The sequence below is a fragment of the Streptomyces sp. SD15 genome, from assembly GCF_054462255.1.
On the sequence record NZ_JBTLMO010000018.1, the window covers coordinates 12,463 to 24,433 of the forward strand.

The following is an 11,971-nucleotide window of genomic DNA, read 5'->3' on the forward strand; positions in this document are numbered from 1 at the left end:
GATGCCCCCCGTGCGCCACCGGCCGGCCGACGCGGTCCCTAGGGCCTGTCCGGCGGATCATGCCGGAGACGCGGGGTCTGGTACGCCGATCACCTGCGCTGACAAGGCGCCGTTGCTTCCCTCCGACCTGATCCGCCGGACAGGCCCTAGCCGTGCGCCGCGTGCCGCCCGCCCCGGCGCCGGGCGCGCGTGCGCCGCGTCGCCGGGACGAGGAGCCCGCCCAGCAGACCGAGCGCGAGTGCGTACGGCCACCACCCGAACCTGTCGTCGCCCGCCGCGCTCGTGGTGAGCGTGTCGTCGGCCGACGCGGCGCCGGAGGCCGCGGTGTCCGCGCGGATGGTCGCCGACGGGCTCGCGGTAGCGGCCGTGAGGACCACGTCGTTGCCGTCGCCGCCGCGGTAGCTGATGCGGTACGTCGTGTCGGCGAGCCGCACCTCGCCGCCCTCGCGGAGTCCGGTGAACGTGCCGGTGGTCTTCGCGCGGCCGGCGTGGTCGAGCACGGTGATCCGGGGGGCGGGGGAGGCGCTGCCGGACGTGGAGCCGGCCGTCGACACGTCGAGCTTCCCGGCCAGCTTCACCTTGCCCGCGACCCTCAACGGCTTGTCCCGCAGTACGAGTGCGCCCTTCGAGAGCTGCGTGTAGTCGCCGGCGATCCTGAGCGGGCCGGCGACATCGCCGTCGTTCGTCACCGAGCCCTGCACCGTGCCCTTACCCGTGAGCGTGGTCGCCACCTTCAGACCCGACTCACGGACGTCCAGGCGTGCGGCGGCGCTGGTGAGCCGGATCGCCTTGGAACGGGACAGCAGCGCTCCCGGGCCCAGCGCCAGCGTGCCCTTCGTGACGGTCGTCGGCCCGGTGTACGTCACCGCGTTGCCCGTGAGTGTCGTCGTCGCGGCGCCCGACTGCGTGAGCCCGCCGCTGCCGCTGATGCGGGACAGGGTGAGGGCCTTGCTCGTGTTGCGCACCACCAGAGTGCCGTTGTTGACGACCTTGTAGAGATCGCCCTTGGTGTAGAGCCCGCCGTCGCCGCGCGACTTGCCGCTGCCCAGCCGCAGCACCGCGCCCTTCTCGACGGTCGTCGAGCCGTTGTAGTACTGGACGGCGGCGAAGGTCACGTCGTTGCCCTTCGTCCCCTTGATGACGATGTCCCCGGCGCCGGGTGCGGACAGCGTGTCGTGGAACCGGCCGCCGCCGATAGGGGCGCCCAGTGTCACCGGGCCGTTGTAGTCGAAGGTGAGCAGCGAACGGGACCTGGCCGCCAGCAGGTTGATGTACACGGTCTCGGCGGTCCCCGGCATGAAGATCTTGTTCGTCGTCCCGTCGCCCCACTGGACGTCGGCGCCCTTGATGTTGGTGCCGCGCTTGTTGACGTTCTTCCGCGCGGGCGTCCAGTTCAGGGCGGGGTCGCTGAGTGAGGGGTCGGTGTCGCCGCCCTGGTCCGACCAGCTGTACTGGCCGGTGAGCACCACCTTGCTGCCCGGCCGCGACTGGACGTTGATGTCGCTGCCGTACTCCCGCTGGTAGAAGTCCATCCCCATGGTGACGGTCTGGCCGAGCGGGGTGTCCACGGTCCAGGTGCCCTGGTTCAGGATCTTGCGGACCTTCGGCAGCGAGGTCGCGAACTCCGGCCGTCCGGCGTTCGCCTGCGTGCCGTTGTCGATCACCCCGGAGAAGGCGTGAGTCCCCGACAGATCCCAGGTGCCCCAGAGGAACCGGGGCTGGCTGATCAGCCCGGAGCCGCTGATGGTGCCCAGGTTGTAAGCGCTCGTCAGGGAGAGCCGCAGCGTGCCGTCGACCCGGATGTTGTCCTGGTTGAGCCGGAACGCAGGGGTGTTGTACGGGAAGCTGCCGATCAGCCCGGCCGTACCGCCGCTGCCGTACTGGAGGGTGGCGCCCTTCTCCACGGTCACGGCGGGCGGGTCGGGGTCGGCCACGGTGACGTACGGGTGGTTGCCGCCCTGCGTCCTCACCGTCTGCCGCTGCCGCGCCTTGGGCAGCGTGAAGTCGCTGTCCCTGGTCAGGATCAGGGTCCCGGTACCGCGCACGGTGAGCGTTCCCTCACCGCGGAACACCCCGTTGTACGTGGTCGTCCCGGCCGGCACGGTCACCACCGAGTCACCGGTGAGCGTCACCTCCCGCCCCGCGAGCACGTCCGCGGTGATGTCACCGCCCGCGGCAGCCGCGGGCGGCGACGTGAGCATGAGGGCGACCGTCGTGAGGCAGGCGGCGGCCGAGGCTGTCTTGTAGATCTGGGTACGCACGTACGGGGAGACGGACAGGACGCCCCCGAATAACAAAAACGCCAAGGTGACCCACGTCACACCCAAGGCGAGGCCCGCCAAAGACGCCCCGAAGGGGCGCGGGGAACTGTGAGATGCGCGAGCAACCGCGGCTTGCGGGCCCGAAGGATCCGCAGCGCCTCGGCCGGCTCCGCGGCGCGTGGGGTGTCCGCGGCCCAGGTCGCTGTGACAACCGCGGTACGAGCGCCCGCGGCAGCGTGACGGGCGAGCACTCCACGCGCCGACAGGGACTCGTCGTCCGGGTGGGCGAAAACTGCGAGCAGGCTCGGAGCGGCCATGGACGGTCACCTTCCGGAGGGGGAGGTTCGGATCATTGGCCGCTCCGCCCGTCAGGCGTCGAAGCGGCGGCGGGATGCCTCGATGTCACCGAGGTACCGGTGGGTCCAGTCGCACAGTCCGTCGATCGTCACCCGCAGGGCCTGGCCCGGCTCGGTGAGGGTGTACTCGACCCGCGGTGGCACGGTGGGGTGCACGGTTCGCTCGACCAGGCCGTAGCGCTCCAGCATGCGCAAGTTCTGGGTGAGCATTTTGTGGCTGATTCCCTCGACCTCGTTCCGCAGCTCGCTGAAGCGCAGGGTGCGTTCGCCCAGAGCCTCGATGATCAGGAGCGCCCACTTGTTGGCAACGTCAGAGAAGATTTCCCGCGCCAGGGAATCCGCTCGCCTCAGGTCCGCTTCGTCGGGCGAGCCGCTGTACTGCTTGGTCACCATGAGGTTCCCCAGTCACCCAAAAGTGCGTTCTTCCATGTCAGCGCACACTCTCCTACGGTTTCTGAGTAACCACAAGAGAGTGAGGGTCCCGGTACGAAGGGGCTCTCGCAACGAGGAGGCGGGCAGTATGGCCATCACCCTGGTGAACCCGAGCGGATTGCCGGTCATCGATGTCTACCGGCAGGTGTCGATCGCGACCGGGTCGAAGCTGGTCTTCATCGCCGGACAGGTCGCCTGGGACGCAGAGGGGGTCACGGTCGGCGAAGGCGACCTCGCCGCTCAGGTCGAGCAGTGCTACCTCAACATCGGCACCGCCCTCGCCGAGGTCGGTGGCTCCTTCGACGACGTGGCGAAACTGACCGTCTACGTCGTCGACTGGACCCCCGACAAGATGCCCCTGCTCCTGGAGGGGATCACCCGTGCGGCCGCGAAACTGGGGGTCACCCCGGTACCGCCGGGCACGCTGATCGGCGTTGCGACACTCGACGTACCCGACCATCTGGTCGAGGTCGAAGCCACCGCGGTCCTCGACTGAACAGACGTCCGCCCGGCCCCGCCACGGAGTCGAGGGCGGCGGATCAGCCGCCCCGCACATGGCTCAGTAGTTCCTGAACGTGCCGTGTCGCGGGGTGGTCGGGCCCGAGGTGACTTTCGCCGGCGGTCAGGGCCCGCGCGAACAGCTCCGCGCTCCGCTCCCGGTTCCGCGCCCGGTGGTGGGCGTAGGCGAGATTGCTGAGGGAGAGCAGGGTGTCGGGGTCGTCGGGTCCGAGGTCGCGTTCACGCTCGGCCACCTGCCGTTCGAAGAAGGCCACCAGGCCGTCCCCGTCCCCAGGGGATCCATCCGCGGGCCGCGTGCCGTCCACGCGCAACAGCGCGATCCCCTCCAGGGACCGGTCCTCCGCGGCTTGCTGCAACTCCCGCCGAAGCGCCCGCATGGTCCCGGCGCATTCCGCGCACGACTGTCCGGTCATGGCATCGGCCCCTCGTCTGCCACCTGCTCACAGGGTAGGTACGTCACCCGTGGGGAAGGGCGTCCCGGAACAGGCCACACCGCCGATGGTCCGGAAGCGGATCGCACACGGGCACTCGGACCGTGGACCCGTCCCGTGAGAACCATGGACCGGTCCCGTCAGACCCGTTGACCCCACCATGGCAACCGCTTACCTTTTCGGCGGCCGCACGTTCGTAATCACAGATTTCGTTCGATATTCCGGGCAGGTGGACGGATGGACGGACGGGCGGTCACCGCATGAGTCGCCCGCCCCCTCAAGGAGTGTGTGTGAAATGAGACGTGTGTACGCGGTCCTCGTCGCCGTCTGTCTCGCGGTAGCCGGGGCCCTCGCGACCGCCGGAACAGCCGCAGCGGCACCCCAGACCATCACCAACGGCACCCAGTTCACGGACACTTCGGGCAACGCCCTGCACGCCCACGGCGGCGGAGTCATCAAAGTCGGCAGCTACTACTACTGGTTCGGCGAGAACCGCAACGCCGACAACACCTTCAGATACGTGGACGCCTACCGCTCCACCGACCTGAAGAACTGGGAGTTCCGCAACCACGTGCTGACCGAGGCCAGCGACCCGGAGCTGGCCACCGCCAACATCGAGCGGCCGAAGGTCATGTACAACGCGTCCACCGGCAAGTTCGTGATGTGGATGCACAAGGAGAACGGCACGGACTACAGCGAGGCGCGGGCCGCCGTCGCCGTCTCGGACACCGTCGACGGGAACTACACCTGGCAGGGGAGCTTCCGCCCGCTGGGCACCCACATGTCCCGCGACATCACGGTGTTCGTGGACACCGACGGCACCGGCTACATGATCTCCGCCGCCCGCGAGAACTACGACCTCCAGATCTACCGGCTCACCGCCGACTACACCGGCATCGCCGCCCTGGTCGCCGACCCCTGGCACGGCGGCCACCGCGAGGCCCCGGCCCTCTTCAAGCGCAACGGCGTCTATTTCATGCTGACTTCGGGCGCCACGGGCTGGAACCCCAACCAGCAGCAGTACGCGACGGCCACGAGCATCACCGGCCCGTGGACCGCCATGACGAACATCGGCGACTCGACAACATTCGGTTCGCAGACCGCGTACGTCCTTCCCGTGCAGGGCACTTCGGGCACCTCGTACCTCTACATGGGCGACCGCTGGGGCAACGCCTTCGGCGGCACCGTCAACGACTCCCGTTACGTATGGCTGCCGTTGACCTTCCCGACGTCCACCACGATGTCCATGTCCTGGTCGCCCGAGGTCACCGTCGACACCACCGCCGGGACGGTCAGCGGGACGAGCGCCACGTACGAGACGCTGATCGCCCGGCACTCCACCAAGTGCGCCGACGTGACCAGCCAGTCGCTGTGGCAGGGCGCCCAGATCAAGCAATACGACTGCAACGGCGGCAACAACCAGAAGTTCTGGTTCAAGTCCCTCGGCAGTGGCTACCACCAGCTGATGGGCCGGGGCAGCTCCCTGTGCCTCACCGAGGGCGCCACCAGCGTCACCCAGGAAAACTGCACCGGCGCCACCACCCAGCAGTGGACGGTCACCACCTCGGGCGGCTACACCACCCTCAAGTCCCGCGCCAGCGGCGAATGCCTGGACGTGAACGGCGCGTCCACCGCCAACTCCGCCGCACTCATCACGTACACGTGCAACGGAGGCACCAACCAGCAATGGACGCGCGGAACATGAGAGAACGTCAGGTGAGCAGGTCGATCGCGTCGATCGCCGTGCCCGCACTGAGGTAGGAGGTCGTCCCCGACCCGCTCACCACGTTGATCTTCAGCACGTTGTACTGGCTGGTGTCCGTGAGCCACGCACTCGCCGGAACGCTGTGGGTGAACGTGTAGTTGTTGCCCCGGTAGGACCCGTTGGTCAGCGACCGGGTGCTCGGCTGGGTGGGTGGGGAGGGGATGGCCGAGGTCCAGGCGTCGTTGACGACGACCTGCGGCCTACCGTTGGCGTAGGCCGTCGTCACGCCGATGCGCAGGGTGTGCGCGGCGGCGGCCTGGGCGGCGGTCAGCCGGAAGTACACGAGCAGACCGCTGTTGACGTCCTTCCAGAGGTAGCAGGGGAAGGCCGACGTCTCGCTGCCGCTGCCGATGACCACGTTGCCGGTCCAGGCCGCGGCCCGGACGTCCGACGGGTGCGCGTACGTCATCAGGTCGGCGTTCTTGAAGCCGCTCGGGGAGCCGGTCCAGTCGTTGATCCGCCAGATCGCGCTCGCGTTGCTCGGATCGTTCGAGGACGGGATCGCGATCGAGTTGAGGGTGGTCGTGCCGCCCGCGGTGACCGTCACCGAGGTGGTGTGGACGGCCAGTTCGCTCTTGAAGACGGTGAGCGTGTACGTCCCCGGAAGGACGCCCCCGATCGAGAAGTAGCCGTCGGAGGCCCGCGCCGAACCCCAGTACTGCGCCGCCGAGTTGGCGAGCCCGACGGTGTACGGGTGCGCCGTGTTCCGCCCGGTGATGCCGACGCCGGCGACCCGGCCCCGGCCGCTCGCGCCGACGTACCCCGAGATGCCGAGCGAGTCCGCCCAGGAGGTGGTCAGGGTGCCAGGGAACAGCGACGAGGAGGGGGCGCCGCCATCCGTGAAGGCGATGACGTACGGGCCCTGGAGGCCGAAGCGCTGGGCCTCGGTCTGGTTCTGGCCGTAGTAAAGGATCTCGTACAGGCCGCCGCCGTCCGCGCTCTGGTGGCGCAGCAGGGAGCGGTAGAACGGGCCTCCGGAGGCCTTCTCGTGGTTGCTCCGCACGACCCACAGGCCGACGCTGCCGGTCGTCCAGCCGAGGTAGTTGTAGTCGATGACGCGGAGCTTCGAGTAGTGCTTCGAGCGGGTCTGGCCGTCGGACTTCGCGAACACGTCCGAGGCCTCGATGGTGGTGGGTGCGTACGTGTAGGAGTCGGGCTCGTCGTTGAGGAACAGGCCCTTCTTGACGCGCACGATGTAGCGGGTCGCGGAGACGGACGTATCGGCCTTGTTGGTCCACACATAGACGTTGTTCTCGCCGCTGCGGGCCGCGTAGTAGTGCTTCAGCGTGCCGTACGTGACGGAGATCAGGATCGTCGTGCCGGACTGCGTGATGGTCACCGTGGAGGTGCCGAGGCCGGACTCGACGTGCGAGTTCATACCGCCGTAGCCCTGGTACTCCACGCCGCGGTAGACCAGCGAGGTGAGGTCGCCGTTGGTCTTGCTGACCTTGAAGACGAGGTTGGCGCCGGTGTCGACGACATAGTTCGAGCCGTCGTCGGTGTAGCCGAAGGCCGCGGCGGACGCGGGGGCGGCGAGTGGACCGGCGAGGGCGGCCGAGCCGGCGGCGGCCGCCGTGCCGAGCACGAAGGTGCGGCGACGGACCGCTCTGTTCACGGATCCGGACATGGGGGTGCCTCCTTCGGGAGGTTGCGGGTGTCTGCGAGAGTGACAGTTGAATCGATTTCGCGAAAGGGCTTTCACCACTCGGCAGTTGGCAATCATGTGAAATCGGATCACCCTCTAGAAAGCGCTTACGCAAACGGGTACGGTCCAGCCGCCAGGTCATGTCGTCCTGTGGGAGGAGCCGCAATGAGACGTTTCACCACCGCCTGCGTGGCGGTGCTGGCCGCCGCCACCGCCTTGTCGGCCGCGCCGGCGCAGGCACAAGGGGGGCGGCACGCCCTCGGCCTGGAGAACTGCACCGCGACCGCCTGCCACTTCGACGTCGCGCCCGGCACGTACGACGTGCGCGTGCTGCTCGGCGGCCAGGACGCGGCGAGCACGAGCGTCAGCGGTGAGACGCGCCGCGCGCTGCTGCCCGAGACCGCCACCGAGGCCGGGAAGCCCGTGGCCCGCAGCTTCACGGTGAACGTCCGCACACCCGAGGGCGAGCCGACGGGCGTGGAGGGCACGGCGGGCCTGGACCTGGTGCTCAGCGGCTCGGCGCCCGCACTGGCCGACATCCGGGTCACCCCGGCCGGCCGTCACACCCGCCAGATCTTCCTGGTCGGTGACTCCACGGTCTGCGACCAGCCGGGCGACCCCTACACCGGCTGGGGCCAGCAGCTGCCGCAGTACCTCCGCAAGGGGCTGTCGGTCGCCAACTACGCGGACTCCGGGGAGAGTACGGTCACCTACCTCGCCACCCCGGCGCTCTTTCCGACCGTCCAGCCGCTCATCCGCAGACACGACCTGGTCCTCATCCAGCTCGCCCACAACGACAAGACGACCGACGAGCCGACGTATCGCGCGAACCTCGAAGCCCTCGTCGCCGGCGTCCGCGCCCAGGGCGGCGAACCCGTCCTCGTCACCCCCGTCGTCCGCCGCTGGTTCAACACGGACGGCACCCTGAACAACAACACCGCGCTGCTCGTGAACGGCCTCGGCGTCGACCACCCGGCCGTCATCCGCTCGGTCGCCGCCGCCGAGAACGTCCCCCTCATCGACCTCACGGCCAAGACCAAGTCCGTCGTCGAGTCCCTGGGCGTCGAGGGCTCCAAGGCCCTCTACCTCTACAACGAGAAGCGCGACAACACCCACACCTCCGTGCACGGCGCGACGGTGTACGCGGGTCTCGTCCGCGACGAACTCGTCGCCCGGCATCTGGTGCCCGCGGGCCTGGTGAGGGTGGGATGAACTCCTGGGGCGTCCCGTCCGGAACCGGGGCGCCCCAGGTACCTACCCGCTCCACCGAACCATCGAAAGCAGGGAGTCCGCCCCATGCCCCCCGAGGACCGCACCCTCAGCCCGTACACCGGCTACACCCGCGCTCACTGGGAGGCGGCGGCCGACTCCCTGCTCGCCGCGGTCGCGCCGTACGCCACCCCCGACGGCGCCCTCTACCACCTCCCCGGAGAGCACACGAGCTGGTCCGGGCGACTCTCGGACGGCCTGGAGGGCTACGCCCGCACGCTCCTGCTCGCCGCCTTCCGCCGCGACGAGAAGGCCCTGGAGCGGTACGCCGACGGGCTCGCCGCCGGAACCGCGGGCGTCTGGCCGCGTATCGAGGACCGCAGCCAGCCTCTCGTCGAGGCCGCGTCGATCGCCCTCGCGCTCCGCATCACCCGCCCGCTGCTCTGGGACCGCCTGGACGACGGTGTACGACAGCGGGCCGCGGCCTGGCTCGGCGACGCGCTGACCGCAGAACCCTGGCCCTGCAACTGGGAGTTGTTCCCGGTGACGGTCGGCGGCTTCCTCGCGGAGATCGGCCACGAACCCGAGGCCTCGCGCGCCGCGATCGACCGGGGTCTGGACCGCATCGAGCAGTGGTATGTCGGGGACGGCTGGTACACCGACGGCCCCGGCCGCGCCTTCGACTACTACAACGGCTGGGCCATGCACCTGTACCCGGTGCTGCACGCCTGGCTGGCGGACGACGAACGACTGCTCGACCTGTACGGCGGCCGCCTCGATGCCCATCTCGCCGACTACGCGAGGCTGTTCGGCGGCGACGGGGCGCCCATGCACCAGGGCCGTTCCCTGACCTACCGCTTCGCGACGACCGCACCCCTGTGGCTGGGAGCCCTGACGGGACGTACGCCGCTCGCCCCGGGCGAGACGCGACGCCTGGCCTCCGGAGCCCTCCGCCACTTCCTCGACCGAGGGGCGGTCGACGACCGTGGCCTGCTCACCCTCGGCTGGCACGGCCCCGACGAGGCGGTCCTCCAAGGCTATTCGGGCCCGGCCTCCCCGTACTGGGCGAGCAAGGCCTTCCTCGGCCTGCTCCTCCCGCCCGACCACGAGGTGTGGACGGCGCCGGAGGAGCCCGGCCCGACGGACCGGTCCGACGCGGTCACCGCCGTCCACCCGCCCAACTGGCTCCTGCAGACCACCACTTCGGACGGACTGGTCCGCCTCCACAACCACGGCAGCGAGGACGTCCGCTACGACCCCTACTACACGCGGCTCGCCTACTCGACGGCGACGGAGCCTTCGAAGTCGTACGACAACAGTGCTTCGTACGACAACAGCGTGATCGTCGGAGGCGACTCGAGGCGGACCGGCATCGAGCCGCTGGGTGCGGGCGAGGGCTGGGTGGCGTCCCGGCACACGGTGGCGGAGGGTATCCGGGTCACCAGCCTTGTCGTCGCGCGTGGCGCGGTGGAGGTGCGCGCCCATCTGGTGTCGGGTGCGGCGATCGGCACACCGGTGCGGGTCACGGGGTGGCCCGCGGCGGACGGCGTACGCTCCGAGATCGTCCCCGTCCACGGCCCGACGGGCATGACCGCTGCCGACACTCTCTTCGTCGCGCTCGCCCGCCTCACCGCCGAGCCGAGCCCCCCGCCCCTGACGGAGCTGGTGTCCGTGCGGGTGTCCGGGGCGTACGAGATCCACGTGAGCTGGGCCGACGGTGGCGAGGCGCGGTTCCGGCTGGGGGAGGGGGAGTTGGCCGTCACTCAGGGTGCCTGAGCGGGTACAGGACGCCCTTCTGGGCCGGTTCCTCAACCTGCTCGGGGCTTGAGCTGCTCGGGGTTTGAGCTGCTCAGGGCTTGAGACGGGCGATCTTCAGCGTCTTGGCGGTGGGTGACGAGCCGCTGAGGGCCGCCGTGTACGACGGGGTGACAGGCGCGTACGCCCAGGTCAGCGAGCCGTCCTTGAGAGTCGCGATGTCTCCGGAGATACGGGCCTGGACGACCTTGTCCGGTGTCTTGAAGGCGCCGTTCCAGTCGATCAGGCGGAGGTGGGTGCCGGTGAACGTGCCGGTGCAGGTGCCGTTCGCGCACTTGGCGTTCTTCAGTGACTCCCAGGAGACGAGCAGACGGTCCTTGCCGTACGGGGCGACGTGGACGTTGACATGCTCGGTGCCGGGCGTGTTGGTGAGGTAGACCGGCTTGCCCGCGGGCGTGTTGCGGTTCTTGAGGAAGGCGACGGCCACCTGGTGGGTCTTCGTCTTCGGCTTCACCGTCCAGCCGCGGCCGCTCGCGTCGTCCGGGTTCTTGGCGGCGGAGGCGGCGCCCCGGGAGGCGAACGCCGTGGCGTACCGGCCCGTCGAGGACTTCACCAGCTCGCCGGTGCGGCCGGCGAAGGTGCCGCCGCAGTAGCCCGCCCAGCACTGCTCGCGCCGCACGGTCGGCGCGCTGTCGGGTGCGCCGATGCCCGTCGAGACGAACAGTCCGGAGCGCCAGTCGTCGAAGCAGAGCGAGGTGAAGGCGCCGGTCGTCTCGGCGTGCAGGGCGATGCCCTCGTTGTGGCTGCACCCCCAGCCCCAACCGCCCGCCATTTTCGCGCCCTTGGAGCTGACGTAGGCGAGCTTGTCGCCGAAGTGGCCGTCGGCCGCGCCGCCCGCGCCGTGCACGACGAAGTACGTGCCGTATTTCGTGCCGTTCCAGGTGAGCTGCCCGTCCAGGAGCGGCGCCGTGTCGTGCGACGCGGTCCCGGTGAGCTTCGTACGGAAGGCCTGCTTGCCGTTCTTGTAGCGGATGAGCGCCGCCGCGGTCTCCTTCCACTTGTTCGTGTCCGCGACGCGGGTGAGGAGCGCGAAGCCGTCGTTGTGCGCGACCAGGCCGCCGACCTCCTTGGCGCCCTTGACGACCGTGTCGGCCGCGGAACGCTTGCCCGCCGCCGTCAGCGGGGTGACATGGATGCCGTCGGACGCGGGCCACGCGACGCGCAGGGTGCCGTTCGGGGCGACGGCCGTCGCCGTGCGCGTCCACTCACGGGTGTTGTTGTAACCCGCCGACAGATAGGGGAACTTGGCGGCCAGGTTCACCGTGGTGTTCGTGACGGCCGGTATCGCCGCCGCTGTCGTGGTAGTCGGCGTGGCGGTCGCATACCAGGCCCCGGCCAGGACACCGACGGCCGCGAGCCCGGCCGCGAGGGGCTTGCGGGCCACGTGGCGACGGCGGTGGGTGGCGGGGGGCGTGGTGGTGGGTCTTGCGTTGGTCATACGGGGTAGTCGCCGCCGAGGGGCGGGAGGTTGCCGCCGGTTTCGACATGGGGGTGACTACGGTTCGGCGGGCGCCGAAGTGTTCCGCGCCTAGCGCTCC

General features: G+C 69.7%; 9 protein-coding genes and 1 pseudogene. 4 read left to right on the forward strand and 6 right to left on the reverse strand.

Annotation, left to right across the window (positions count from 1 at the left end; translation table 11 throughout):
- Positions 1-146: 146 nt before the first annotated feature.
- The 3 genes and pseudogenes from ACX28W_RS19335 to ACX28W_RS19345 all read right to left on the reverse strand — a co-directional run bounded on the left by ACX28W_RS19335 (position 147) and on the right by ACX28W_RS19345 (position 3,010).
- A complete protein-coding gene (locus ACX28W_RS19335) occupies positions 147-2,201 on the reverse strand; it encodes an autotransporter (protein WP_459000357.1) in 2,055 nt (684 codons plus the stop codon).
- 152 nt (positions 2,202-2,353) lie between these two features.
- Positions 2,354-2,578: pseudogene (locus tag ACX28W_RS19340) on the reverse strand (PIG-L family deacetylase); the annotation flags it as partial.
- A gap of 51 nt (positions 2,579-2,629) precedes the next feature.
- Positions 2,630-3,010: a winged helix-turn-helix transcriptional regulator gene (locus ACX28W_RS19345; protein ID WP_459000235.1), complete on the reverse strand. Its 381-nt coding sequence runs from the start codon at positions 3,008-3,010 to the stop codon at positions 2,630-2,632.
- A gap of 127 nt (positions 3,011-3,137) precedes the next feature.
- Between ACX28W_RS19345 and ACX28W_RS19350 the strand changes: the two genes are divergently transcribed.
- Positions 3,138-3,545: a RidA family protein gene (locus ACX28W_RS19350; RefSeq protein ID WP_459000236.1), complete on the forward strand. Its 408-nt coding sequence runs from the start codon at positions 3,138-3,140 to the stop codon at positions 3,543-3,545.
- Positions 3,546-3,588: 43 nt separating this feature from the next.
- On the opposite strand, the gene ACX28W_RS19355 is transcribed toward ACX28W_RS19350, so the two are convergent.
- Positions 3,589-3,981, reverse strand: coding sequence for a tetratricopeptide repeat protein (locus ACX28W_RS19355; protein WP_459000237.1), 393 nt, complete (start codon positions 3,979-3,981; stop codon positions 3,589-3,591).
- Positions 3,982-4,294: 313 nt separating this feature from the next.
- Here ACX28W_RS19355 and ACX28W_RS19360 point away from each other — a divergent pair, with 313 nt between their 5' ends.
- Positions 4,295-5,704: an RICIN domain-containing protein gene (locus ACX28W_RS19360; RefSeq protein WP_459000238.1), complete on the forward strand. Its 1,410-nt coding sequence runs from the start codon at positions 4,295-4,297 to the stop codon at positions 5,702-5,704.
- 7 nt (positions 5,705-5,711) lie between these two features.
- On the opposite strand, the gene ACX28W_RS19365 is transcribed toward ACX28W_RS19360, so the two are convergent.
- Positions 5,712-7,391 (reverse strand): rhamnogalacturonan lyase B N-terminal domain-containing protein, encoded by a 1,680-nt coding sequence (locus tag ACX28W_RS19365; RefSeq protein WP_459000239.1) that lies wholly within the window; start codon positions 7,389-7,391, stop codon positions 5,712-5,714.
- Positions 7,392-7,574: 183 nt separating this feature from the next.
- Here ACX28W_RS19365 and ACX28W_RS19370 point away from each other — a divergent pair, with 183 nt between their 5' ends.
- Both ACX28W_RS19370 and ACX28W_RS19375 read left to right on the forward strand, forming a co-directional pair.
- A complete protein-coding gene (locus tag ACX28W_RS19370; RefSeq protein ID WP_459000240.1) occupies positions 7,575-8,621 on the forward strand; it encodes a rhamnogalacturonan acetylesterase in 1,047 nt (348 codons plus the stop codon).
- 84 nt (positions 8,622-8,705) lie between these two features.
- Positions 8,706-10,394 carry a DUF2264 domain-containing protein gene (locus ACX28W_RS19375; RefSeq protein WP_459000241.1) on the forward strand — a complete coding sequence of 563 codons (1,689 nt, stop codon included), beginning with the start codon at positions 8,706-8,708 and terminating at the stop codon, positions 10,392-10,394.
- 73 nt (positions 10,395-10,467) lie between these two features.
- Here the strand turns inward: ACX28W_RS19375 and ACX28W_RS19380 are convergent, their stop codons facing one another.
- Complete coding sequence (locus ACX28W_RS19380) at positions 10,468-11,871, reverse strand: hypothetical protein (RefSeq protein WP_459000242.1); 1,404 nt, start codon at positions 11,869-11,871, stop codon at positions 10,468-10,470.
- Positions 11,872-11,971: the final 100 nt, after the last annotated feature.